Origin of the sequence: Pseudomonas putida W15Oct28, from assembly GCF_000708715.2 — a bacterium.
GTDB lineage: Bacteria > Pseudomonadota > Gammaproteobacteria > Pseudomonadales > Pseudomonadaceae > Aquipseudomonas > Aquipseudomonas putida_R.
Genome location: NZ_JENB01000044.1, coordinates 1 through 23,587, shown reverse-complemented (window position 1 = coordinate 23,587; position 23,587 = coordinate 1). Strand labels below are relative to the sequence as shown.

The window sequence follows — 23,587 nt, the reverse complement described above, 5'->3', positions numbered from 1 at the left end:
GCAGGCTGAAGTCAGGCGCGCCAACGCCAACGGGCCAGGGCCTTGATGACTTTCATCCAGAATTTGCCAGTAACCACCACGGTGGGCTCTCTGTCTTGTGAGGCTTGAAGGTCCGCCAACGTTATCCCAGTGGCCGGGTCTGCGCAACCGGGTAGCAATGCGCGCAGATCGTCGATCACAAGGTTGGGGGATTCGTCGTGGATCGGCCGGCCATGGTTGTAGCCGTAGGTCAGCCCCACGCACTGCACGCCAGCCGCTTTGGCCGCCAGCACGTCACTGCGCGAATCGCCGACAAACAACGACTGCTGCGGGGTAACGCCGGCCATCTGCATGACGAACAGCAACGCCGCCGGGTCGGGCTTTTTCTGCGGCAGGGTGTCGCCGCCAATGATCCAGCGGAAGTAATTGCCGATTTTCATCTGGTCAAGCAGCGGGCCGACGAAGCGCTCGGGCTTGTTGGTGATCAGGGCCATTTCCACGCCCTGCTTGCGCAGCCAGCGCAGGGTGTCCTGCACACCGGGGTAGACCACGGTCAGTTCATGGCTTTGCGCATAGGCGTCCATGAACAGCGCCAGCGCCTGGTCGGCCAGCGCATCGTCCACGGCGGCGTGGTCGATGCCACCCGCCAGTGCACGGCGCACCAGCACCTGGGCGCCATTGCCAACCCAGTGGCGTACGGCCTCAAGGCCGGCAGGCGGGCGCCCCAGTTCGAGCAGCATGCGGTCCACGGCGGCGGCCAGGTCTGGCACGGAATCGATCAGGGTACCGTCCAGATCGAACATCACCAGCCTGGGCAGCGTCCCCGGGAACAGCTGCTCGAAGCCACTCATGGGCGGGCCTGGGCCAGCTCGGCGCGCATCTTGGCGATGACTTCCTGGTAGTCCGGGGCGTTGAAGATCGCCGAACCGGCCACGAAGGTGTCGGCGCCAGCGGCAGCGATCTCGCGGATGTTGTTGACGTTGACGCCACCGTCGATTTCCAGGCGGATATCACGGCCGCTGGCGTCGATCAGCGCACGCGCCTCGCGCAGCTTGTCGAGGGTGCCCGGGATGAACTTCTGCCCGCCAAAGCCTGGGTTGACGCTCATCAGCAGCACCATGTCGACTTTGTCCATCACGTACTTCAGGGCATCCAGGCTGGTGGCCGGGTTGAACACCAGGCCGGCCTTGCAGCCGCCGTCCTTGATCAGTTGCAGCGAACGGTCGACGTGCTGCGAGGCTTCCGGGTGGAAGGTGATGTAGGTGGCGCCGGCTTCGATGAAGTCGCCGATGATGCGGTCGACCGGGCTGACCATCAGGTGCACGTCGATCGGGGCAGTGACGCCGTACTTGCGCAGGGCGGTGCAGACCATCGGGCCAATGGTCAGGTTGGGAACGTAGTGGTTGTCCATGACATCGAAGTGGACGATGTCGGCACCCGCAGCCAATACCTTGTCGACGTCCTCACCCAGGCGGGCGAAATCGGCGGAGAGGATGGAGGGGGCAATAGCGTAGGGCTGCATGGCGCACCTGTTGGCAGAATCACGGTGGCGCGCATTGTAACTCAGGGAAGGGGATGAGGGCTGATTGGTATCAATTGGTGTCCGACACAGGGGGCGCTTTGCACCCCGATCGCGACACAAGGCCGCTCCTACAAGGGATCGCGGTCTCCTGTAGGAGCGGCCTTGTGTCGCGATCGGAGGGCAAAGCCCTCCCGACGATCAGGCAGGCTGCTGGGTCCTCAGCTTCTCGCTGCGCCCACGCAGCCACTCCAGGGTCAGCAGCAACACCACCGAGAACGCAATCAGCAAGGTCGCCGCCGCCGCAATGGTCGGGCTCAGGTTTTCGCGGATACCACTGAACATCTGCCGCGGCAGGGTCGCCTGCTCCGGCCCTGCCAGGAACAGTGTCACCACCACCTCGTCAAACGACGTGGCAAAGGCGAACAGCGCCCCCGAGATCACCCCGGGCGCAATCAGCGGCAGGGTCACCCGACGGAAGGCCAGCAGCGGCGACGCACCCAGGCTGGCAGCCGCCCGCACCAGGTTGTAGTTGAAACCCTGCAAGGTTGCCGACACGGTAATGATGACGAACGGCACGCCCAGCACCGCATGCACCAGAATCAGCGAGGTAAAGCTGTTGCCCATCCCCAGCGGGGCGAAGAACAGGTAGCTGGCCACGCCAATGATCACCACCGGCACCACCATCGGTGAAATCACCAGTGCCATCACCAGCGACTTGCCCGGGAAATCGCCACGGGTCAGGCCGATGGCCGCCAGGGTACCGAACACCATGGCCAGCACCGTCGCCGCCGGGGCGACGATGATGCTGTTTTTCAGCGCCCGCATCCATTCGGCCGAGCCGAAGAAATCCTGGTACCACTGCAGCGAAAAGCCCTGCAGCGGGTACACCAGGAAGCTGCCACTGTTGAACGACAGCGGCACGATCACCAGCACCGGCAAGATCAGGAACAGCAGAACCAGGCCGCAAAGAATGCGCAGGCTGTAGAACCAGACCCGCTCCACGGGCGACATATAGGGGCTCAACATGGCAAGGCTCCTCAGCTCAGGCGCAGGCGGCTGGCGCCGACCAGCCAGCTATAGATCAGGTACAACAGCACGGTAGCCAGCAGCAACAGCCCGCCCAACGCGGTGGCCATGCCCCAGTTGATGCTGGTGTTGGTATAGAAGGCAACGAAGTAGCTGACCATCTGGTCGTTCGGGCTACCCAGCAGCGCCGGGGTGATGTAGTAGCCGATGGCCAGGATGAACACCAGCAGGCAACCCGCGCCAACACCGGCGTAGGTCTGCGGGAAGTACACCCGCCAGAAGCTGGCGAACGGGTGGCAGCCCAGCGAGATCGCGGCACGCATGTAGCTGGGCGAAATGCCCTTCATCACGCTGTACAGCGGCAGGATCATGAACGGCAGCAGAATGTGCACCATGGAGATGTACACACCGGTGCGGTTGAACACCAGTTCCAGCGGCTGGTCGATGATGCCCATGGCCATCAGTGCACTGTTGATCAGGCCACCCGATTGCAGCAGCACGATCCACGCCGCCACCCGCACCAGGATCGAAGTCCAGAACGGCAGCAACACCAGAATCATCAGCAGGTTGCTCTGCCGGGTCGGCAGGTTGGCCAGCAGGTAGGCCAGCGGGTAAGCCAGCACCAGGCAGATGGCGGTAATCACCACACCCATCCACAGGGTGCGGGCAAAGATATCCAGGTAAATGGCCTGGTCCGGCGTGGCCTTGGCCAGCTCGCCCAGGTCGTCGATGCGGTGATCGACGGAAGCCAGCAGGTAGAACGAGGTCACCGTACTGGTATTGCGGCGTATCGCCTGCCAGTAGGCCGGGTCGCCCCAACGCTCGTCGACGGCCTGCAAGGCGTCTTTATAAGAGGCAGGTTCCGCCTTGAATGGCAGTGCCCGGGCGGTCTTGGTCAACAGGCTGCGGTAGCCGGCCAGTTCCATGTTCAAGCGTTTGGACAGGTCGCCAAGGGTCTGGTTCTTGCGCGACTCGGCCAGGTCCTGGCTCAGCGCCTTGTACACATCCTCGCCCGGCAGGCTCTTGCCATCCCACTGGGTGATGATGTCTACCGTGCGTGGCAGGCCGGCGACCACTTCCGGGTTGCCGACGCTCTTGTACAGCAGCGCCGCAATCGGCACCAGGAACACCAGCAGAAGAAACAGCGCCAGCGGCGCGATCAACGCCTGCGCCTTCCAGCGGTTGACCCGCTCGGCGTGTTTCAGGCGCTGCTTGAGACTTGGACCTGCGCCTTCGTTGAGGGGCACTGCAATGGCCATGGCGAACTCCGCAAAACAGGGAAACGGGGAGCGCCAGCGCAACGGCCAGCGCCCCTTTGATACGCCTTACTTCTTCGCCGCCCAGGCGTTGAAGCGTTGCTCCAGCTGCTCGCTGTTGTCGGCCCAGAAGGCCACATCGATCTGCACCTGATTGGCAATGTTTTCAGGTGTGGTCGGCATGTCCTTCTTCACCTCGTCCGACAGCAGGCTCACGGCCTTGGTGTTGGCCGGGCCGTAGGCGATGTTCTCGGAGTAGATCTTCTGCTGCTCGGGCTTGACGCTATAGGCGATGAACTTCTTCGCCTCTTCGACGTTCTTGGCACCTTTAGGGATCGCCCAGGCATCAAAGTCGTAGATGCCGCCGTTCCACACCACCTTGAGGTTGCTCTCTTTCTGCACAGCGGCAATACGGCCGTTGTAGGCAGAGCTCATGACCACGTCGCCCGAGGCCAGGAACTGCGGTGGCTGTGCGCCCGCTTCCCACCACTGGATGCTGGGCTTGAGTTCATCGAGCTTCTTGAAGGCGCGGTCCTGGCCTTCCTTGGTTGCCAGCACTGTGTAGACGTCCTTGGGCGCAACGCCATCGGCCATCAGTGCGAATTCCATCGTGTACTTGGCGCCCTTGCGCAGGCCACGTTTGCCTGGGAACTGCTTGGTGTCCCAGAAATCGGCCCAGCTGGTCGGTGCAGTCTTGAGCTTGTCGGCGTTGTAGGCCATGACCGTGGACCAGACGAAGAAGCCCACGCCGCACGGCTGGATGGCGCCAGGCACATAGTCGGCTGCATCGCCGAACAGTGCTGGGTCGAGTTCTTCGAACATGCCCTCATCGCAACCGCGCGACAGCTCCGGCGACTCCACCTCTACCAGGTTCCACGACACACTCTTGGTGTCGACCATCGCCTTTACCTTGGCCATCTCGCCGTTGTACTCACCGGCGACGATCTTGCCGTTACCCGCCTTCTCCCATGGCTCGTAGAACGCTTTGACCTGGGCGGCCTTGTTGGCGCCCCCGAACGAGATCACGGTGAGGTCTGCGGCCATGGCCTGGCCAGCGGCGAACAGCCCCAGGGCCAGGGCGGTCAGTTTCAACTGCTTGCGCATTCTTATTCTCTCCACAGTACAGGGTTGGTGAAGCTATCCATCAATGGGCTTCGGCAATCGGATCGAGCGCGCGGGCGTGCTCCACCTCCCAGCCCAGCGGTACCACATCGCCCACGGCCAGGGCCGGGTCGAGCTCGGCAATCGGCTGTTTCACGAAGAAGTCGGCCTTGCCGCAAACTTCCAGGCGCACCCGCACGTGGTCGCCCAGGTAAATGAATTCGGCCACCCGGCCAGAGAAGCGGTTGACGCAGCTTTCGCTGTGGCCATTCAGGCGCACGCGCTCCGGGCGGATCGACAGGGTTACCGGCTCACCGGCCTGGCCGACGTTCACCGCCAGCGCCTCGACCCGCTCGCCGCGCGGCAGCTGCACCTGGCAGCGTTTGCCATCGCTGGCCAGCAGGGTGCCGTTGATGCGGTTGTTCTCGCCGATGAAGTTGGCGACGAAGGTATTGCAAGGTTCTTCGTAGAGCGTGCGCGGGTCGGCGATCTGCTGGATCTCGCCCTGGTGGAACACCGCCACGCGGTCGGACATGGTCAGCGCTTCGCCCTGATCGTGGGTCACGTACACCACGGTCACGCCAAGGCGCTGGTGGATGTGCTTGATCTCCATCTGCATGTGTTCACGCAGCTGCTTGTCCAGCGCGCCGAGCGGTTCGTCCATCAGCACCAGTTGCGGCTCGAACACCAGCGCACGGGCCAGGGCCACACGCTGTTGCTGGCCACCGGAGAGCTGGCCGGGGTAGCGCCTGGCGAAAGCATCGAGCTGGACCATGTTCAGCACGCGTTTGACCCGCTCGCTGACGTCGGTCTTGCTCAGGTTGCGCACGGTCAGCGGAAAGGCCAGGTTCTCGGCCACGGTCATGTGCGGGAACAGCGCGTAGTTCTGAAACACCATGCCGATGTCGCGCTTGTGCGGCGGCACGTTGTTGATCGAGCGCCCGGCCAGCTGAATTTCACCGGCGGTAGGGGTTTCGAAGCCGGCGAGCATCATCAGGCTGGTGGTCTTGCCCGAGCCGGACGGGCCGAGCAGGGTCAGGAACTCACCTTTGCGGATTTCCAGGTTGAGGTCTTTGACGATCAGCGACTCGCCGTCGTAGCTCTTCTGCACACCACGGAAGCTGACCAGCGTTTCGCTGGTTGCAGCGTTCGACTTCGCCTCGCTCATGCCTGCACCTTCTTGTTGGATGACTGCGTAGGCAAAAGAGTAGAAGAGGCGCAAGCGCCCGAAAATCGGGGGCACTGAGAGAATGCCATCATCCGGATGGAAGATTTGCTGTAGGGATTGCCCTACAAGGATGACGGGTTTGGAATGCCCTTCCGAGCCACCCACCAAACCTGTGGGAGCGGGCATGCCCGCGAAGAGGCCGGCTCAGCCATAGAGATCAGCAGGCCAGGCCCTTTCGCGGGCATGCCCGCTCCCACAGGGGCCACGGCAAGTTTCGAGAACGGGGATGTCGCAATCAGACCAGCTTGTGCTCCATGGCGTACTTCACCAGCTCCGCCAGCGAGTTCACTTTCAGCTTTTGCATCAAGCGCGCCTTGTGGGTGCTGATGGTCTTGCTCGACAGCGCCAGCTGCTGGGCGATGTCGTTGACGTTGGCCCCCTGGGCCAGGCGCTCGAACACCGAGAACTCCCGCTCCGACAGCAGCGTGTGCAACGGCCGGGACTCGGTCAGGCCCACTTCGAACACCATACGGTCGGCCAGCGACGGGTCGATGTAACGCCCGCCAGCGGCTACCCGGCGAATCGCGGTCAGTAGCAGCGCCGGGTCACTGTCCTTGGTGGCATAGCCCGCCGCACCGGCCTTCAGCGCCCGCGCCGCCATCTGTGCCTCGTCGTGCATCGACAGCATCAGGATTGCCGGCGCATCGTGTAAGGCACGGATCCGCGGGATCGCCTCCAGGCCGTTCACCCCCGGCATCGAGATATCCAGCAGCACCACTTCGCACGGCGTGTGGCGCAGGGTTTCGAGCAACTGCTCGCCGTTCCCGGCCTCCCCCACCACCTGCATGTCCTTGGCCAGGCCAATCAACTGCTTGATGCCTTCACGGACAATGGTGTGGTCTTCGGCCACCAGTACTCGAATCACGATTGCTCTCCTACTCCAACGGAATGGCCACACTCAGGCTGGTGCCTTCGCCCGGTTCACTGTCCAGCGCCATGCTGCCCCCCAGCATCAGCACCCGCTCGCGTACACCCACCAGGCCGAATGACGTGGGCCGGGTCTGCTCGCGGCAAAAGCCTTGGCCATCATCGCTGACCGTCATGCGCAACTGCCCGTCTTCACGCACCAGTTCGATCTCCACGCTGTGGGCCTGGGCGTGACGCATGACGTTGGTCAGCGCCTCCTGCAGGATACGGAACAGGCCGGTGGCCTTGGCATCGCTCAATGCTGGCAGATTATCCGGCACTTGTACCAGGCAGGGGATCTGCGTGCGGGCTTCGAAGCGCCGTGCCTGCCATTCGATGGCCGAGGCAATGCCGGCATCGAGGATTGGCGGGCGCAAGGCAGTGGCGACATCACGCACCAGCTGGAACAGCTGGGCAATCAGGCGCTTCATGCTAGCCAGCCGCTCATTCAGGCCGGGGTCCAGCTCGGCAAACGCCAGCTCGCACATCGATACCTCCAGCTTGAGCACGGTCAGCATCTGCCCCAGTTCATCATGCACTTCCCGGGCGATGCGGGCCTTTTCTTCCTCGCGCACGCTTTCCAGGTGGGCCGACAGCTCGCGCAGCTGCTCCTGGGATTTCGCCAACGCCAACTCGGCCCGCTTGCCCTGGGTGATGTCCCATACCACACCGTCCCACACCACCTGGCCGTTGGTCAGGCGCCGGGTGCTGGCCTTGATGTCGGCCCAGCGTTGTTCACCCTGGCGGGTCAGGATACGCCCCTGCCAGGACCAATCCTGGTCGCTGGCCAAGGCCAGGTCCTGGACCCGGTGGTAATCGGCGCGGTCTTCGGGGTGAACCAGGTTGCGCAGGCCCATCTGTGGGTGCTGGATCTCGACAGGCGCATAGCCCACCAACGCCTCGCTGCCCTCACTGATGTAGGGGAATTCCAGCTCGCCCTCGGCCGGGTCGCGCTCCAGGCGAAACACCAGCCCCGGCACGTTGCCGGCAATGCCCTTGAGCCGCGCCTCGCTTTCGCGCAGTGCCGCCAGGGCGCGGTGGCGCTCGGTGACATCGGCGAGGTAGACCACCAGGTATTCGGAATCACGAAAGCGCAGAAAGCTCAGTGACAGCTCGACTGGCAGCAGGCTGTTGTCTGCTCGCCGGCACTGCGCCTCGAACTGGCCGACGCCGCCCTCCCCCGTGCGAGCGCCTTTCCATAACTCGAGCCAGCGGTCCATGGTCAGGCTCGGCTCGAAGGTGCTCAACGGCCGCTCCAGCAGTTCGCCGTCGCCATACCCCAGCATGCGCTCGGCGGCGTGATTGGCGTAGCGTATGTGGCTGTCCCAGTTGACCCAGAGAATGCCCACCGTGCTCTGGTCGATGGCGAACTGGCTCAGGCGCAGGGCCTCTTCACGTACTTGTCGCTCCACCAGGCTTTCCCGGGTGGTCAGCAGGCTGCGCTCCAGCTGGCGCTGCTGCCGGCGTTGCCACACCAGGGTGGCCAAGGCACACATCAGCAACATACCGAACAGCAAGGCCAGGTTCTGCCAGAAGCCAGGCGACTCGCTCAGCCGTGGGTATTTGGGCTGCAACCAGCGTTGGTGCAGTTGCTCCAGCTCCTTGGCCGGCAGTGCCTGCAGGCCGCGCTCGAGCACATCGGCCAGCAGCGGCCAGTCGCGTCGCGAGCCGATACGCAGCAGCTGCGGCAGGCCGATATCGCCGACCACCGCCAGCTCGCTGAACTCGCTCTCGCGTGACAGGCGGCTGAGCTGGGCTTCATCCAGCACCGCAAAACTGGCCTGGCCACCTACCACCAGTTGCAGGGCCTCCCGCTCGTTGGGCACCCCCTGCAGGTTGAGGTTGCCGTAGTTGCCGCGCAGGTAATCCGCCAACTGGCTGGGCATGCGAACCACCACCCGCTGCTCGGTTTCAAGCTTTTCCAGCTCTACGGCCATGGCCCCGGTGCGCGGCCCCACGACCAGTTGCGGCACGCGCATGTACGGGTCGCTGAACAACCACAGGCGCAGACTGGCCGGCGTCTGGGTCAGGCCCGGGGCGAAGTCGATTTCCCCGGCCAACAGGGCATGTTCAAGGCTGGCCTGGTCGCTGAAGTTGCGCCAGGTAAGGTCCAGGCGCAGTGCCTGCGCAAGGCTGTCTACCAGTTCTACGTTGGCCCCGTACAGTTGCTGCAGGCGCCGATCGAACTGGGCGTAGGGTGCCTGCAGCACCAGGCCGACGCGCAAGCTGCGGTGCGCGTCCAGCCACTGCTGCTGCGCAGGCTCCAGGGTAACGGTGGGCACCCCCTCGGGCCTGGCCAATGCAATCAAGGGCAGCCACAAGCAGCCGATAACCAACAGGCGACGCACTCGCTTCATCTACACGCTCGTCTTGGCAAAGGCGGCCATGCAGCATGGCCGTCACGGGCAAATACTATTAGGCTGCCGGTATCATTCTGGCCTTGGGTTGACTCATGTCCACACTTTATCGCACGACGCTGGCAATGTGCTGCCTGGCCTCGATCCTTCCACTCGGCGCCTTGGCTGCCGATGCCGAAAAACCACCCACCACTACCGAAGCGCCGACCGCCGAAGCCCCGCGCCCGCCCCTGCTGGAGCGCAGCCAGGAAGATGCCCAAGCGCTGGAGCGGCTGGTACCAAAGGCTGAGCAGCAGACCCTGCAGGCCGGTGCCGACAGCTTCCTGGCCCTGTGGAAACCGGCCAACGACAGCGACCCGCAAGGGGCAGTCATCATCCTCCCAGGTGCAGGCGAGACCGCCGACTGGCCAAATGCGGTCGGCCCACTGCGGCAGAAATTCCCTGATGTCGGCTGGCACAGCCTGAGCGTCAGCCTGCCCGACCTGCTTGCCGACAGCCCGCAAGCCAGGGTCGAGGCCACACCGCCTGCCGAGCCTGCGAAAGACCCAGGCGAAAGCGCACCGGCCAAGGATGTACCGGCCGACGCCAACGCCAACGTGGCCCAGGCCACCGCAGCCGATGCCGACGCGGCAGAGAGCACCGACGCCGAACAGGCCAGCGAGCAGGCCGACCCGGCAGATGCCGAACGCATCTTCGCCCGGCTGGATGCCGCCGTGGCGTACGCCCAGCAACACAACGCCCGCAGCATCGTGCTGATCGGCCATGGTAGCGGTGCGTATTGGGCGGCCCGCTATCTGAGCGAGAAGCAGCCACCACAGGTACAAAAACTGGTGATGGTCGCCGCGCAGACACCGGCGCGGGTTGAACATGACCTGGAAAGCCTGGCACCTACCTTGAAGGTGCCGACTGCCGATATCTACTACGTCACCCGTAGCAGCGACCGCAAGGCGGCCGCGCAGCGCCTGCAGGCCAGCAAGCGGCAGAAGGACAGCCAGTACCGGCAGTTGTCGTTGATTGCCATACCAGGGAACAAGGCGGCGGAACAAGAGCAGTTGTTCCGCCGGGTGCGGGGGTGGATGAGCCCGCAAGGATAAGATTCGCCATGATGGCCCTATCGCCGGCAAGCCAGCTCCCACAGGTACCCCACAAAATTCAGGACCTGTGAATTACCTGTGGGAGCTGGCTTGCCGGCGAAGAGGCCCTTACAGGCCCCGGCGCTTACGGATCATGGCATAGGCCTGGTGCAGCTCGCGGGTGCGCTCGGTCGCCTCGCGCACCTGCGCCTCGCTGGCACCGGTACCCGCCAGCTTGTCCGGGTGATGCCGGCTGACCAGCCGGCGATACGCCTGCTTGACCTTGTCGGTCTCGGTGTCCGCCTCAACCGCCAGCAAGCGCAACGCTGCGGCATAGGTCATGGCCACCCCTTCCGTTCCGGTTGCCTTGCGCGGCTCGTACTCCAGCGACATCGCCTGCACCTGCCGCCGGCTCAGGCCCAGCTTCTGCCCCCAGTCCAGCAGCAGCTCGCGTTCCTTGTTGCCCATCTTGCCGTCGGCCCAGACCATGCGCCAACAGGCGCGCAGGGTGCCTTCAGCCGCATGCGGCTGCTGGCGAATGCGGCGCAAATGGCTGCCCAGCCGGTCCTTGCCCGCCTTGCCGCGGTTGAACGCGGCTATCGCGCGCAGCCGGGCCGCTTCGGCCAGGTCCAGGCGCACCATTTCCTGGCGTGCCTGACGGATATGCTGCTCCGCCACCCGGCCATCACACTTGGCCAGGCGCCCGAGCATCACGAACAGCAACTCGTCGTCGCGCAAGGCCGAGCGCCCGCCCAGGCGTTCGCGCATGTCTTCCCAGCCTCGCAAGCGCAGGCGGCGGTCCATGGCCTGCCCAAGCAACCCACCGAGCAATGCCCCCGGTATGCTGGCAACAGCAAAACCGGCCCCCATACCAATCACCGTGCCTGGCCACCACATATCAGGCGCGCTCGCCAATCAAGCGCTCAGCCTCGGCCAGGCGCTCAAGCGTGCCAACATCCACCCAGTGCCCAGGGTAGTGCTCGCCAGTGACCTTGCCGTCCACCATGGCCTGGCGCAGCAACGGCGCCAGCTTGAAGGCACCGGGCTGGCAATCGTCGAACAGTGCCGGATGCAGCACCGACAGGCCACTGAAGGTCAGCGTGCCTGGTGCATCATCGCCATCGACGACCTGCTCGCCCACCAGGCGGAAGTCACCGCGCCCGTGATGGCCAGGGTTGTCGACCAGTACCAGGTGAGCAAGGCCTTGCAAGGGTGCCTGCAGGCCTGTGAAGTCGTAGTCGCTCCAGACATCGCCGTTAACCAGCAGGAACGGCGCGTCACCCAGCAACGGCAGGGCCTTGAAGATGCCGCCACCGGTTTCCAGCGGCTCGCCCTCGGGTGAATAACGGATGCTCACCCCGAAGCGGCTGCCATCGCCCAGGTGGTCTTCGATCTGCTGGCCGAGCCAGGCATGGTTGATCACCACTTCGGTAACACCCGCCGCCGCCAGAGCGTGCAGGTGGTACTCGATCAGCGGCTTGCCGGCGACCGGGATCAGTGGTTTGGGGGTATGCAGGGTCAACGGGCGCATGCGCTCGCCTTTGCCCGCTGCCAGGATCATTGCCTTCATGCACGCACTCCGGCCTGCAACTCGGCAATCAGCTCACCCAGCTCCGCCAATTCGGGCCGGCGGCCGATCACTTCTTCTATATAGGCGAAGAAACGCGGCACGTCGCCCAAGTAGCGCGGTTTGCCATCGCGGTGGCAGATGCGGGCGAAAATGCCGATGACCTTCAGGTGGCGCTGCACACCCATCAGGTCGCTGGCACGCTGGAACGCTTCGAAGTCGTCCTGCACCGGGATGCCGGCCGCCTTGGCCTGCTGCCAGTAATTTCGCAGCCAGCCTTCGACCCGTGCCTGCGGCCAGCTGAGGAAGGCGTCCTTGAACAGGCAGGTGATGTCGTAGGTGACCGGGCCGTACACCGCGTCCTGGAAGTCCAGTACACCGGGGTTGGGGGTGCTCTGCATCAGGTTGCGCGGCATGTAGTCGCGGTGCACCAGCACCTTGGGCTGGGCCAGGGCACTGTCGATCAGCAACTGGCTGACCCGCTGCCAGGTGGCTTTCTGCACTTCGCTCAAGGCCAGGCCAAGCTCACACCCCACGTACCACTCGGGAAACAGCTCTACTTCACGGCGCAACAGGGCATCGTCGTAGCTGGGCAGCGGCGCATCCATTGGCAGGCGCTGGAAGGCCAGCAAGGCCTCGATGGCGTCGGCGAACAGGCCATCGGCGTTGTCGGCATCAATTACATCAAGGTATGTCTGGTGGCCCAGATCCCCCAGCAACAGGAAGCCGCGCTCCAGGTCCTGGGCATGGATCAGCGGCACATGCACACCAGCGCTGGCCAGCAGATGGTCAATGGCGACGAACGGTCGGCAGTTTTCCTGCGGGGGTGGCGCGTCCATGATCACGAAGCTGTGCCCAGCGCCCTGCCAGCGGAAGTAGCGGCGGAAGCTGGCGTCGCTGCTGGCCGCGGTCAGGCTGCCTGCGGGCACTTCGCCCCAGGCGTTGTTCAGGAAAAGATCATTGAGCTGCTCATCGAGCCAGACCGTCAGTTGTTGCAGGCGTACATCGTGTTCAGGCATTACAAGGGTCTCCGACGGCCCTAGCCGTCAAGCGGGTCATGCTTTATTATCCAGCATCTTTTTCAGACCATCGAGAGGCGTGCGGCCCCACACGCGGGCAGATGGCACGCAGGAAGCCCGGACTAATAAGATGGCATTGAAATCCCCCGCGTTTCGTAGAAAGTTTCCGTTGCTGGTAACCGGCGGTCTGCTGGCCCTGCAACCTCTGGCCACCTCATATGTAGTGGCAGCCGAACAGTTCGACTGCCAAGTGTCCGCCTCCGGTGGTTGGGACTGCAAGCCCAAAGCGCCAGTCAACAACCTGCCGCCGCGCCCGGTGCACGAGGGTGCGGCCGTCAGCTCCGGCACAGAAGCCGCGAGCGAAGCCGAAACCGCGGACCGGCCGATGCTGGTCACCGAGGCCAAGGGCCGTGCCCTGAAGTCGCGCAGCGAAGACTACAGCCACCTGGACTGGGTGCCGCGTGACAAGCTGACTGCCGCGCAGCTGGCCGAAACCGGCCCGTATTGCGGTGGCGCGTATGTCGAGCCAACCCGCCCGGGCATGGCCGACACCACGCCGAAGGACGAGTCGCCGACCTACATCAACGCCAAGGTGTCCAAGTACCAGCAGGAGCAGCAGATTGCTACCCTCGCCGGTGACGTGGTGATGCGCCAGGGCAGCATGCAGGCCGAGGCCGACGAGGCCAACCTCTACCAGACCGAAAACCGTGGCGAGCTCAAGGGCAACGTCAAGATCCGTGACAACGGTTCGCTGGTGGTCGGTGACGAGGCACAGATTCAGCTCGACACGGGCGAAGCCCAGGTCGACAACGCCGAATACGTGATGCACAAGTCGCACATCCGCGGCAGTGCCCTGTATGCCAAGCGTGGTGAAAACGCCATCATCCGCCTCAAGGACGGTACGTACACCACCTGCGAACCAGGCAGCAACGCCTGGCAGCTGAAAGGCAACAACATCACCCTGAACCCGGCCACCGGTTTCGGTACTGCGACCAACGTTACGCTGCGGGTGAAGGATTTCCCGGTGTTCTACACACCGTACATCTACTTCCCGATCGACGACCGTCGCCAGTCCGGCTTCCTGCCGCCATCGTTCAGCACCAGCAGCGACACCGGCTTCATGCTGGTGACGCCGTACTACTTCAACCTGGCGCCCAACTACGACGCCACGTTGTACCCGCGTTACATGACCAAACGCGGCCTGCTGATGGAAGGCGAGTTCCGCTACCTGACGCCTTCCAGCGAAGGCCAGTTCGGTGGCGCGTACCTGAACGACAAGAACGACGACCGCAAAGACCAGACTGACTACAAAGAACAGCGCTGGATGGTCAACTGGCAGCACAAGGGTGGCCTGGACGAGCGCCTGATGGCCGAGGTGGACTACACCGACATCAGCGACCCGTTCTACTTCCAGGACCTGGAATCCGACCAGATCGGCGTAGAGACCCAGGACCTGTTGAACCAGCAGGGCGCCCTGACCTACCGCGGTGACAGCTACACCGCGCGGTTGAACGTGCATGCCTACGAGATGGCGACCATCTCGAAGATCACGCCATATGATCGCCTGCCGCAAATTACCTTCAACGGTAAGCTGCCGTTCGAACCAGGCGGACTGAACCTTGAGTATGAGAGCGAAGCTGTGCGCTTCGATCGAGACCTCAAAAACGATTTGGTTTTCAACAAAGACGGCCTGCCGGACACAACTGCAGGTGTGGTGACAGATCCAATCACAGGTCAAGTGCTGGGCGGTCGACGGCTCGACCAAAACGTTTCCGGTATCGCCCGCGCCAACGGCAACCGCTACAACGTTGCGCCGTCGATCAGCCTGCCGATGGAAGCCAGCTACGGCTACCTGACGCCCAAGCTGAAGTATGCGTACACCCATTACGACCTGGACCTGGACAGCCAGGGCAAAGCCCAGGCAATCGCGCAGTCGGCAAACCCGGCGTATGGCAGCTACAACAGCTCGCTGAACCGAGACGTCCCGATCTTCAGTGTGGATAGCGGACTGTACTTCGACCGCAATACGTCGTTGTTCGGCACCAACTACAAGCAAACCCTCGAGCCACGCCTGTTCTATCTCAACGTCCCGTACAAGGACCAGAAGGACATCCCGCTGTTCGACTCGGGGGAGAGCCTATTCAGCTACGATTCGCTGTTCCGCGATAACCGCTTCAGCGGCACCGACCGTATCGGCGACGAGAACAAGCTGTCGTTGGGGGTGACCACTCGTTGGATCGAAGAAAACGGCTTCGAGCGCCAGAACTTCAGTATCGGTCAGGCGTACTATTTCAAAGATCGCAAAGTCCAGCTTCCAGGGATTAACTATCGCACTCGGAAATCCTCACAGTCCGATGTATCGCCTTACGCCCTGATGTACAACTACTACTTCAACCGCGACTGGCGCTTCAATTCGGACTTCAACTGGGACCCGGACAGCCGCAGCACCCGGTCGGGGAGCGCGATGTTCCACTATCAGCCTGAGGACAACCCGAACAAGGTGCTTAACCTTGGTTATCGGTACCGTAACGACACAATCGTTTACGATTCTTCCACGGGTACTTGGAAAGAGGGTGGTAGTAGTTTTGGGAATCCCGGCGATCCGAACTACATCAAGGACTACTACAAGATCCAGCAGCACGACTTCTCGGTCATCTGGCCGATCGTTCCGCAGTGGAACGTCATCGCTCGCTGGCAGCATGACTACAACCGCAACCGCACCCTGGAAGCCATGGGCGGTTTCGAGTACGACAACTGCTGCTGGAAGCTGCGCCTGATCAACCGTTACTGGATCGATTACGACGACTTCAGCCAGGCACTTCCGGCGAACGAAAAAGGCGACCACGGTATCTTCCTTCAGATCGTTCTGAAAGGCCTCGGTGGCGTAGTGGGCAACAAGGTCGAATCTTTCCTCGACCAAGGCATTCAAGGTTACCGTGAACGTGAAGACCAAGCTTATTGATCGTCTGCGCCCAGTGTTGCTGGGCGCCGCTTTGCTGAGTGGCGCGGTGCATGCCGCGGTACAACCTCTTGATCGCGTGGTGGCCATCGTCGACAACGACGTGGTCATGCAAAGCCAGCTGGACCAGCGCGTCCACGAGGTGCAGCAAACCATCGCCAAGCGCGGCGGCGGCGTGCCGCCGACCGGTGCCCTGGAACAGCAGGTACTGGAACGCCTGATCGTCGAGAACCTGCAGCTGCAGATCGGCGAGCGCTCCGGTATCCGCATTACCGACGAAGAGCTGAACCAGGCCATCGGCACCATTGCCCAGCGCAATGGCATGTCGCTGGACCAGTTCCGCGCCGCCCTGGCCCATGACGGCCTGTCGTTCGACGACGCTCGCGAGCAGGTCAAACGCGAGATGATCATCAGCCGCGTGCGTCAGCGCCGGGTGGCCGAGCGCATCCAGGTGTCGGAGCAGGAAGTGAAGAACTTCCTCAACTCCGACATGGGCAAGATGCAGATGTCGGAAGAGTACCGCCTCGCCAACATCCTCATCCCGACCCCGGAAGGCGCCAACTCGGAAGCCATCCAGGCGGCCGCACGCCAGGTCGGCGATGTCTACCAGCAGCTCAAGCAAGGCGCGGACTTCGGCCAGATGGCCATTGCCCGTTCCGCCAGCGAGAACGCCCTGGAAGGCGGCGAGATGGGCTGGCGTAAAGCCGGCCAGCTGCCACCAGACTTCGCCAAGATGCTCAGCAGCATGCCGGTCGGTGAAATCACCCAGCCTATTCGCATCCCCAACGGCTTCATCATCCTCAAGCTCGAGGAGAAGCGCGGTGGCAGCGAGAACGTGCTGCGTGACGAGGTGCATGTACGCCACATCCTGATCAAGCCAAGTGAGATCCGCAGCGAAGCGGCCACCGAGCAACTGGCCGAGCGCCTGTACGATCGCATCAAGAACGGCGAAGACTTCGGCGAGCTGGCGAAGAGCTTCTCGGAAGACCCGGGTTCGGCGCTCAACGGCGGCGACCTCAACTGGGTAGACCCGAACAGCCTGGTACCGGAGTTCCGCGAACAGATGGCCAACGCCCAGCAAGGCGAAGTGACCAAGCCGTTCAAGACCCAGTACGGCTGGCACGTTCTGGAAGTGCTGGGCCGCCGCGCCACCGACAGCACCGAACAGGCACGTGAGCAACAGGCCCAGAGCGTCCTGCGCAACCGCAAGTACGACGAAGAGCTGCAAACCTGGCTGCGCCAGATTCGCGACGAAGCCTACGTTGAAATCAAGCTGCCTGGCGCTGACCAGGCCGTTCAGTGAAGCCCCTACGCTTCGCCGTCACTCCCGGCGAGCCTGCCGGCATAGGTCCCGACCTGTGCCTGCTGCTCGCCGCAGACGCCCAGCCCCACCCCCTGATCGCCATCACCAGCCGTGACCTGCTCGCCGAGCGGGCCACGCAGCTGGGGCTGGCCGTCAGCCTGCTGCCAGTCGCCCCGGGCCAATGGCCCGACCGACCGGCACCCGCGGGCAGCCTGTACGTATGGGATACCCCTCTTGCAGCCCCGGTAGTGCCAGGCCAGCTCGACAAAGCCAACGCGGCGTTCGTGCTGGAAACCCTGTCACGCGCCGGGCAAGGCTGCCTCGATGGGCATTTTGCCGGGATGATCACTGCCCCTGTGCACAAAGGCGTAATCAACGAAAGCGGTATCGCCTTCTCCGGGCATACCGAGTTCCTTGCCGAACTCACCCACACCCCGCAAGTGGTAATGATGCTGGCCACCCGCGGCCTGCGCGTGGCCCTGGTGACCACGCACCTGCCGCTGCGTGATATTGCCGATGCCATCACTGCCGAGCGCGTCGAACGTGTAACCCGTATCCTGCATGCCGACATGCGCGACAAGTTCGGCATTGCCAACCCGCGCATACTGGTGTGTGGCCTCAACCCGCACGCGGGCGAGGGCGGCCACCTGGGCCGCGAAGAAATCGACATCATCGAGCCGACCCTGGCCCGCCTGCGCACCGAAGGCATGGACCTGCGCGGGCCATTGCCGGCCGATACCCTGTTTACCCCCAAATATCTGGAGCACTGCGACGCAGTGCTGGCGATGTACCACGACCAAGGCCTGCCTGTACTCAAGTACAAAGGCTTCGGCGCTGCCGTCAACGTGACCCTGGGCCTGCCGATCATCCGCACGTCGGTCGACCACGGCACCGCCCTGGACCTCGCCGGCACCGGCAACGTCGACACCGGCAGCCTGCGCGTCGCACTGGAAACCGCCTACCAGATGGCCGAGAACCGACCATGAACGAGCAATACCAACACCGGGCGCGCAAGCGCTTCGGCCAGAACTTCCTGCACGACGCCGGCATCATCGACCGCATCCTGCGCGCCATCAACGCCAAGGCCGGCGAACACCTGCTGGAAATCGGCCCGGGCCAAGGCGCCCTGACCGAAGGCCTGCTGGGCAGCGGCGCACAACTGGACGTGGTGGAGCTGGACAAGGACCTGGTGCCGATCCTGCAGCACAAGTTCGGCAACCGCAGCAACTTCCGCCTGCACCAGGGCGACGCCCTGAAGTTCGACTTCAACCAGCTGGGCGTGCCACCGCGCAGCCTCAAGGTGGTGGGCAACCTGCCCTACAACATTTCCACCCCGCTGATCTTCCACCTGCTCAGCCATGCCGGGCTGATCCGCGACATGCACTTCATGCTGCAAAAGGAAGTGGTCGAGCGCATGGCCGCCGGCCCTGGCGGTGGTGACTGGGGGCGTTTGTCGATCATGGTGCAGTACCACTGCCGCGTCGAGCACCTGTTCAACGTGGGCCCTGGTGCCTTCAACCCGCCGCCGAAAGTGGATTCAGCCATCGTCCGCCTGGTACCGCACGAGGTGCTGCCGTTCCCGGCCAAGGACCACCTGCTGCTGGAGCGTGTCGTTCGCGAAGCCTTCAACCAGCGTCGCAAGACACTGCGCAATACCCTGAAAGGCCTGCTCGACAGCACGGCCATTGAAGCTGCCGGCGTGGATGGCAGCCTGCGCCCCGAACAGCTGGACCTGGCGGCCTTCGTGCGCCTGGCTGACCAGTTGGCCGATCAGCAAGCCTGACGCTGCCTGTACCGCCCCTATCGCCGGCAAGCCAGCTCCCACAGGAACTCCACAGCACTCAAGAACTGTGCTGTACCTGTGGGAGCTGGCTTGCCGGCGATAGGGCCAGCACCGACAACACAAATCCGCAAGCCTTACACCGCTGGCCCTCCCCCCTCCCAATGGCCTAGACTGCATTATTGCGTCAGCTCGCCCAAGGCCATTGCATGTCCGATCCCCGCTATCTGATCGACGTCAGCGTCGTGACCCGCTACCTCAAAGAACAATCCGACCCCGAAAACAGTCGTTTCGCCTTCGCCTACACCATCACCGTGCACAACGGCGGCTCGCTCAAAGCCAAGCTGCTGTCACGCCACTGGCTGATCACCAATGGTGACGGTGAGGTCGAGGAAGTGCGCGGCTCCGGCGTGGTTGGCCAACAGCCCAACATCGATCCGGGCCAGAGCCATACCTATAGCAGCGGTGCGGTTATCACCACCCGCGTGGGCACCATGCAGGGCAGTTACCAGATGTTCGCCGAAGACGGTAAGCGCTTCGACGCCGAGATCGCCCCCTTCCGCCTCGCGGTGCCCGGGGCACTGCACTGATGGCAACCTACGCCGTCGGTGACCTGCAGGGCTGTCTGCAACCCCTCAAGTGCCTGCTCGAACGTGTCAGTTTCAACCCGGCCGTCGACCGCCTGTGGCTGGTCGGCGACCTGGTCAACCGCGGCCCCGAATCACTGGAAACCCTGCGTTTCCTGTACTCGATCCGCCAGTCGCTGGTCTGCGTGCTGGGCAACCATGACCTGCACCTGCTGGCCGCCTGGCACAACGTCGAGCGCCTGAAGAAAAGCGACACGCTGCGCGAGATCATCGAAGCACCGGACGCCGACCTGCTGTTCCACTGGCTGCGCCAGCAAAAACTGCTGCATTACGATGAGGCACGCGGCATTGCCATGGCGCACGCCGGCATCCCGCCGCAGTGGACACTCGGCCAGGCCCTGGGCCTTGCCGCTGAGGTGGAAGAAGTACTGCGCGACGATGGCCGCCTGAAGCTGTACCTCGACGGCATGTACGGCAACGAGCCGAACAAGTGGAGCAAGAACCTCACCGGCATCGAGCGCCTGCGGGTCATCACCAACTACTTCACACGCATGCGTTTCTGCACCGCAGAGGGCAAGCTCGACCTCAAGAGCAAGGAAGGCCTGGGCACCGCGCCCAAGGGTTACAAGCCCTGGTTTGCACACAAGGACCGCCGCTCGCGGCATGTGAAGATCATCTTCGGCCACTGGGCCGCCCTCGAAGGCCGCGTCGACGAGCCGGGCGTCATCGCCCTGGACACCGGCTGCGTGTGGGGCGGCGCCATGACCCTGTACAACGTCGACAGCGGCGAATACCACCGCTGCGACTGCGCCGACGACGGCACCCTGCGCCAGCCGGCACAACCCACTACACTCAACGACCACACCTGAAGGAAGTAGTACCCATGAGCGAATTCAAGCGCATCCCTCCCGAGCAGGCCTTGGAGCTTCGCAAGCAAGAAGGTGCGGTCGTCGTCGACATTCGTGACTCGCAAGCCTTCGCCGCAGGCCACATCACCGGCGCCCAGCATCTGGATAACACTTCGGTTGCCGAGTTCATCCGCAATGCCGACCTCGACGCCCCTACCCTGGTGGTCTGCTACCACGGCAATTCCAGCCAGAGCGCTGCCGCCTACCTGGTCGGCCAGGGCTTTTCCGACGTGTACAGCGTGGACGGCGGCTTTGAGCTGTGGCGCGCCACCTACCCGGCAGAGACCGCCCAAGGCACCGCCGAATAAATATTTTCATTTTTACTGCAGCCCGCGCCACGTGCGGGCTTGCGGCTTATCTGACGAACGGTCGTTCGCAACTTCTCCGCCCCTCCGCCTTGAACTTACCGATAACCAACTATTCTTAAGCGCAGGCCATCCAGAAAAAGGGGAGAGCCGGTACACCGGCGTGCGGGTCATCGGTAGCGTTACAGGGTGTTCTGGGGGGTATACAGCAACCGGCGAAACCCGGTTGCATGCCAGCATCAGCTGACTGATCCGGCGTCGTCTCCACGTATCGAGCGAGGTGACGTCATGAGTATTTTTAGCCACTTCCAACAACGTTTCGAGTCCACGCGCCAGGAAGAACTCTCGCTGCAGGAGTACCTCGAGCTGTGCAAAGGGGATCGCAGTGCCTACGCATCGGCGGCCGAACGGCTGTTGCTGGCCATCGGTGAGCCAGAGCTGATCGACACCTCTACCAACTCCAGGCTGTCGCGCATCTTCTCCAACAAGGTTATCCGCCGCTATCCGGCCTTTGCCGACTTCCATGGCATGGAAGAGTGCATCGACCAGATCGTGTCTTATTTCCGCCACGCCGCCCAAGGCCTGGAAGAAAAGAAACAAATCCTCTATCTGCTGGGCCCGGTGGGCGGCGGTAAATCGTCGCTGGCCGAAAAACTCAAGCAGCTGATGGAAAAGGTACCGTTCTATGCCATCAAGGGGTCGCCGGTATTCGAGTCGCCCCTGGGGCTGTTCAACGCCACCGAAGACGGGGCCATCCTCGAGGAAGAGTACGGCATCTCGCGGCGCTACCTGAACACCATCATGTCGCCCTGGGCCACCAAGCGCCTGCAGGAGTTCGGCGGCGACATCAGCAAGTTCAAAGTGGTCAAGCTGTACCCGTCGATCCTCAACCAGATCGCCATCGCCAAGACCGAGCCGGGCGATGAGAACAACCAGGACATTTCCGCCCTGGTCGGTAAGGTCGATATCCGCAAGCTCGAAGAATTCCCGCAGAACGACGCCGATGCCTACAGCTATTCGGGCGCGCTGTGCCGGGCCAACCAGGGCCTGATGGAATTCGTCGAGATGTTCAAGGCCCCGATCAAGGTCCTGCACCCACTGCTCACGGCCACTCAGGAAGGTAACTACAACAGTACCGAGGGGCTGGGTGCCATTCCCTACACCGGCATCCTGTTGGCCCACTCCAACGAATCGGAGTGGCACACCTTCCGCAACAACAAGAACAACGAGGCGTTCATCGACCGGATCTACATCGTCAAGGTGCCTTACTGCCTGCGCGTCAGCGATGAGATCAAGATCTACGACAAGTTGCTGATCAACAGCTCGCTGGCCAAGGCCCATTGCGCGCCAGACACCCTCAAGATGCTCGCCCAGTTCACTGTACTCTCGCGCCTCAAAGAGCCAGAGAACTCCAACATCTACTCGAAGATGCGCGTCTACGATGGCGAGAACCTCAAGGACACCGATCCGAAGGCCAAGTCGATCCAGGAGTACCGGGACTCGGCAGGCGTCGACGAGGGCATGAACGGCCTGTCGACCCGCTTCGCCTTCAAGATCCTTTCCAAAGTCTTCAACTTCGACCCACACGAGATCGCGGCCAACCCGGTTCACCTGCTGTATGTGCTCGAACAGCAGATCGAACAGGAACAGTTCCCTGCCGAAGTGCGCGAACGCTACCTGCGCTACCTGAAGGAATACCTGGCACCGCGTTATATCGAGTTCATCGGCAAGGAAATCCAGACGGCCTACCTGGAGTCCTACAGCGAATACGGCCAGAACATTTTCGACCGCTACGTGCTGTACGCCGACTTCTGGATCCAGGACCAGGAATACCGCGACCCGGAGACCGGCGAAATCCTCAACCGCATCGCCCTCAACGAAGAGCTGGAGAAGATCGAGAAACCGGCCGGTATCAGCAACCCGAAAGATTTCCGCAACGAAATCGTAAACTTCGTGCTGCGTGCCCGTGCCAACAACAACGGCAAGAACCCGAGCTGGCTGAGCTATGAAAAGCTGCGGGTGGTGATCGAGAAGAAAATGTTCTCCAACACCGAAGACCTGCTGCCGGTCATCAGCTTCAACGCCAAGGCCAGCAAGGAAGACCAACAGAAGCACAACGACTTCGTCACGCGCATGGTGGAGCGTGGCTACACCGACAAACAGGTTCGTCTGCTGTCGGAATGGTACCTGCGGGTCAGGAAATCGCAATAAAGCGACAAGCTACACACTGCGCGCCCTGGGCTGCTACGCCAGCCCCGGGCGGCAGCAACTGCCTTGCTGCCTTTGGCTGCAGCAAGCTCGTAGCTTGAAGCGTGCAGCTGTTCCCAGCTACCGGAGGGACCATGAGCTACGTTATAGACCGACGCCTGAACGGCAAGAACAAGAGCACGGTCAACCGCCAGCGCTTCCTGCGGCGGTACCGTGAACACATCAAGAAAGCCGTCGAAGAGGCGGTAAGCCGCCGTTCCATCATGGACATGGAACATGGCGAGCAGATCAGCATCCCGGGGCGTGACATCGACGAACCCGTGCTCCACCACGGTCGCGGCGGCAAACAGACCGTCGTGCACCCGGGCAACAAGGAATTCACTGCCGGCGAACATATCCCCAGGCCACAAGGTGGTGGCGGGGGCGGCGGCGGCCGCGGCAAAGCGGGCAACTCCGGCGATGGCATGGACGACTTCGTCTTCCAGATCACCCAGGAAGAATTC

The 23,587-nt window shown here is 62.9% G+C and carries 21 protein-coding genes; 10 read left to right on the top strand and 11 right to left on the bottom strand.

Annotated elements, in window-relative coordinates; translation table 11 throughout:
• Window positions 1–11 precede the first annotated feature (11 nt).
• The 8 genes from AK81_RS22880 to AK81_RS22845 all read right to left on the bottom strand — a co-directional run bounded on the left by AK81_RS22880 (window position 12) and on the right by AK81_RS22845 (window position 9,375).
• Window positions 12–830 (bottom strand): phosphoglycolate phosphatase, encoded by an 819-nt coding sequence (locus AK81_RS22880; RefSeq protein WP_043202783.1) that lies wholly within the window; start codon window positions 828–830, stop codon window positions 12–14.
• Window positions 827–1,501, bottom strand: coding sequence for a ribulose-phosphate 3-epimerase (rpe, locus tag AK81_RS22875; RefSeq protein WP_043202780.1), 675 nt, complete (start codon window positions 1,499–1,501; stop codon window positions 827–829). Before rpe ends, AK81_RS22880 begins: the two co-directional genes overlap by 4 nt.
• 198 nt (window positions 1,502–1,699) lie before the next feature.
• Window positions 1,700–2,527: an ABC transporter permease gene (locus tag AK81_RS22870; RefSeq protein ID WP_016497719.1), complete on the bottom strand. Its 828-nt coding sequence runs from the start codon at window positions 2,525–2,527 to the stop codon at window positions 1,700–1,702.
• Between the two features lie 11 nt (window positions 2,528–2,538).
• Entirely contained in the window at window positions 2,539–3,786 is a 1,248-nt protein-coding gene (locus AK81_RS22865; RefSeq protein WP_019472254.1) for an ABC transporter permease, read from the bottom strand.
• Window positions 3,787–3,852: 66 nt separating this feature from the next.
• Window positions 3,853–4,887 (bottom strand): ABC transporter substrate-binding protein, encoded by a 1,035-nt coding sequence (locus AK81_RS22860; RefSeq protein WP_043202777.1) that lies wholly within the window; start codon window positions 4,885–4,887, stop codon window positions 3,853–3,855.
• A 40-nt stretch (window positions 4,888–4,927) separates the two neighbouring features.
• The gene (locus AK81_RS22855) at window positions 4,928–6,052 is read right to left on the bottom strand and encodes an ABC transporter ATP-binding protein (protein WP_043202776.1); all 1,125 of its coding nucleotides are present in this window, start codon (window positions 6,050–6,052) and stop codon (window positions 4,928–4,930) included.
• Window positions 6,053–6,347: 295 nt separating this feature from the next.
• Window positions 6,348–6,980, bottom strand: coding sequence for a response regulator (locus tag AK81_RS22850; protein WP_193393774.1), 633 nt, complete (start codon window positions 6,978–6,980; stop codon window positions 6,348–6,350).
• Between the two features lie 7 nt (window positions 6,981–6,987).
• Window positions 6,988–9,375, bottom strand: a complete 2,388-nt coding sequence (locus tag AK81_RS22845; RefSeq protein ID WP_043202774.1) for a PAS domain-containing sensor histidine kinase — start codon at window positions 9,373–9,375, stop codon at window positions 6,988–6,990.
• A gap of 95 nt (window positions 9,376–9,470) precedes the next feature.
• Between AK81_RS22845 and AK81_RS22840 the strand changes: the two genes are divergently transcribed.
• On the top strand, window positions 9,471–10,469 hold the full coding sequence (locus AK81_RS22840) for an alpha/beta hydrolase family protein (protein ID WP_043202772.1): 999 nt from the start codon (window positions 9,471–9,473) through the stop codon (window positions 10,467–10,469).
• 108 nt (window positions 10,470–10,577) lie between these two features.
• Here the strand turns inward: AK81_RS22840 and AK81_RS22835 are convergent, their stop codons facing one another.
• From AK81_RS22835 to AK81_RS22825, 3 genes are read right to left on the bottom strand one after another with little or no spacing between them, the layout of a single operon-like run.
• Complete coding sequence (locus AK81_RS22835; protein WP_043202770.1) at window positions 10,578–11,345, bottom strand: TerB family tellurite resistance protein; 768 nt, start codon at window positions 11,343–11,345, stop codon at window positions 10,578–10,580.
• A 1-nt stretch (window position 11,346) separates the two neighbouring features.
• A complete protein-coding gene (murU, locus tag AK81_RS22830; protein ID WP_043202767.1) occupies window positions 11,347–12,018 on the bottom strand; it encodes an N-acetylmuramate alpha-1-phosphate uridylyltransferase MurU in 672 nt (223 codons plus the stop codon).
• Window positions 12,015–13,034 carry an aminoglycoside phosphotransferase family protein gene (locus AK81_RS22825; protein ID WP_043202765.1) on the bottom strand — a complete coding sequence of 340 codons (1,020 nt, stop codon included), beginning with the start codon at window positions 13,032–13,034 and terminating at the stop codon, window positions 12,015–12,017. The genes murU and AK81_RS22825 overlap by 4 nt, the downstream gene beginning before the upstream one ends.
• A 130-nt stretch (window positions 13,035–13,164) precedes the next feature.
• Here AK81_RS22825 and AK81_RS22820 point away from each other — a divergent pair, with 130 nt between their 5' ends.
• From AK81_RS22820 to AK81_RS22780, 9 genes are all read left to right on the top strand, one after another.
• Window positions 13,165–15,996: an LPS-assembly protein LptD gene (locus tag AK81_RS22820; RefSeq protein WP_043202763.1), complete on the top strand. Its 2,832-nt coding sequence runs from the start codon at window positions 13,165–13,167 to the stop codon at window positions 15,994–15,996.
• A complete protein-coding gene (surA, locus tag AK81_RS22815) occupies window positions 15,977–17,296 on the top strand; it encodes a peptidylprolyl isomerase SurA (protein WP_043202761.1) in 1,320 nt (439 codons plus the stop codon). The genes AK81_RS22820 and surA overlap by 20 nt, the downstream gene beginning before the upstream one ends.
• Window positions 17,293–18,282, top strand: coding sequence for a 4-hydroxythreonine-4-phosphate dehydrogenase PdxA (gene pdxA / locus AK81_RS22810; RefSeq protein ID WP_043202758.1), 990 nt, complete (start codon window positions 17,293–17,295; stop codon window positions 18,280–18,282). The genes surA and pdxA overlap by 4 nt, the downstream gene beginning before the upstream one ends.
• Window positions 18,279–19,079, top strand: coding sequence for a 16S rRNA (adenine(1518)-N(6)/adenine(1519)-N(6))-dimethyltransferase RsmA (rsmA, locus tag AK81_RS22805; protein ID WP_043202756.1), 801 nt, complete (start codon window positions 18,279–18,281; stop codon window positions 19,077–19,079). The genes pdxA and rsmA overlap by 4 nt, the downstream gene beginning before the upstream one ends.
• A gap of 206 nt (window positions 19,080–19,285) precedes the next feature.
• Entirely contained in the window at window positions 19,286–19,666 is a 381-nt protein-coding gene (gene apaG / locus AK81_RS22800) for a Co2+/Mg2+ efflux protein ApaG (RefSeq protein WP_043202755.1), read from the top strand.
• Window positions 19,666–20,532 carry a symmetrical bis(5'-nucleosyl)-tetraphosphatase gene (locus tag AK81_RS22795; RefSeq protein WP_043202753.1) on the top strand — a complete coding sequence of 289 codons (867 nt, stop codon included), beginning with the start codon at window positions 19,666–19,668 and terminating at the stop codon, window positions 20,530–20,532. Before apaG ends, AK81_RS22795 begins: the two co-directional genes overlap by 1 nt.
• A gap of 14 nt (window positions 20,533–20,546) precedes the next feature.
• Window positions 20,547–20,879, top strand: coding sequence for a thiosulfate sulfurtransferase GlpE (gene glpE / locus AK81_RS22790; RefSeq protein ID WP_043202751.1), 333 nt, complete (start codon window positions 20,547–20,549; stop codon window positions 20,877–20,879).
• Window positions 20,880–21,164: 285 nt separating this feature from the next.
• Window positions 21,165–23,087, top strand: a complete 1,923-nt coding sequence (locus tag AK81_RS22785; protein WP_016497703.1) for a PrkA family serine protein kinase — start codon at window positions 21,165–21,167, stop codon at window positions 23,085–23,087.
• Between the two features lie 131 nt (window positions 23,088–23,218).
• Window positions 23,219–23,587 (top strand): DUF444 family protein (locus AK81_RS22780; protein WP_043202748.1); only part of this gene is annotated, 369 nt, incomplete at its 3' end.

Coding starts and splice junctions, on each gene's coding strand:
- AK81_RS22825 (WP_043202765.1), bottom strand. CDS start 13,034: ATGCCTGAACACGATGTACGCCTGCAACAACTGACGGTCTGGCTCGAT.
- AK81_RS22865 (WP_019472254.1), bottom strand. CDS start 3,786: ATGGCCATTGCAGTGCCCCTCAACGAAGGCGCAGGTCCAAGTCTCAAG.
- AK81_RS22785 (WP_016497703.1), top strand. CDS start 21,165: ATGAGTATTTTTAGCCACTTCCAACAACGTTTCGAGTCCACGCGCCAG.
- AK81_RS22870 (WP_016497719.1), bottom strand. CDS start 2,527: ATGTTGAGCCCCTATATGTCGCCCGTGGAGCGGGTCTGGTTCTACAGC.
- murU (WP_043202767.1), bottom strand. CDS start 12,018: ATGAAGGCAATGATCCTGGCAGCGGGCAAAGGCGAGCGCATGCGCCCG.
- rsmA (WP_043202756.1), top strand. CDS start 18,279: ATGAACGAGCAATACCAACACCGGGCGCGCAAGCGCTTCGGCCAGAAC.
- AK81_RS22845 (WP_043202774.1), bottom strand. CDS start 9,375: ATGAAGCGAGTGCGTCGCCTGTTGGTTATCGGCTGCTTGTGGCTGCCC.
- apaG (WP_043202755.1), top strand. CDS start 19,286: ATGTCCGATCCCCGCTATCTGATCGACGTCAGCGTCGTGACCCGCTAC.
- AK81_RS22860 (WP_043202777.1), bottom strand. CDS start 4,887: ATGCGCAAGCAGTTGAAACTGACCGCCCTGGCCCTGGGGCTGTTCGCC.
- glpE (WP_043202751.1), top strand. CDS start 20,547: ATGAGCGAATTCAAGCGCATCCCTCCCGAGCAGGCCTTGGAGCTTCGC.
- AK81_RS22855 (WP_043202776.1), bottom strand. CDS start 6,052: ATGAGCGAGGCGAAGTCGAACGCTGCAACCAGCGAAACGCTGGTCAGC.
- AK81_RS22840 (WP_043202772.1), top strand. CDS start 9,471: ATGTCCACACTTTATCGCACGACGCTGGCAATGTGCTGCCTGGCCTCG.
- AK81_RS22820 (WP_043202763.1), top strand. CDS start 13,165: ATGGCATTGAAATCCCCCGCGTTTCGTAGAAAGTTTCCGTTGCTGGTA.
- AK81_RS22880 (WP_043202783.1), bottom strand. CDS start 830: ATGAGTGGCTTCGAGCAGCTGTTCCCGGGGACGCTGCCCAGGCTGGTG.
- AK81_RS22795 (WP_043202753.1), top strand. CDS start 19,666: ATGGCAACCTACGCCGTCGGTGACCTGCAGGGCTGTCTGCAACCCCTC.
- rpe (WP_043202780.1), bottom strand. CDS start 1,501: ATGCAGCCCTACGCTATTGCCCCCTCCATCCTCTCCGCCGATTTCGCC.
- AK81_RS22835 (WP_043202770.1), bottom strand. CDS start 11,345: ATGTGGTGGCCAGGCACGGTGATTGGTATGGGGGCCGGTTTTGCTGTT.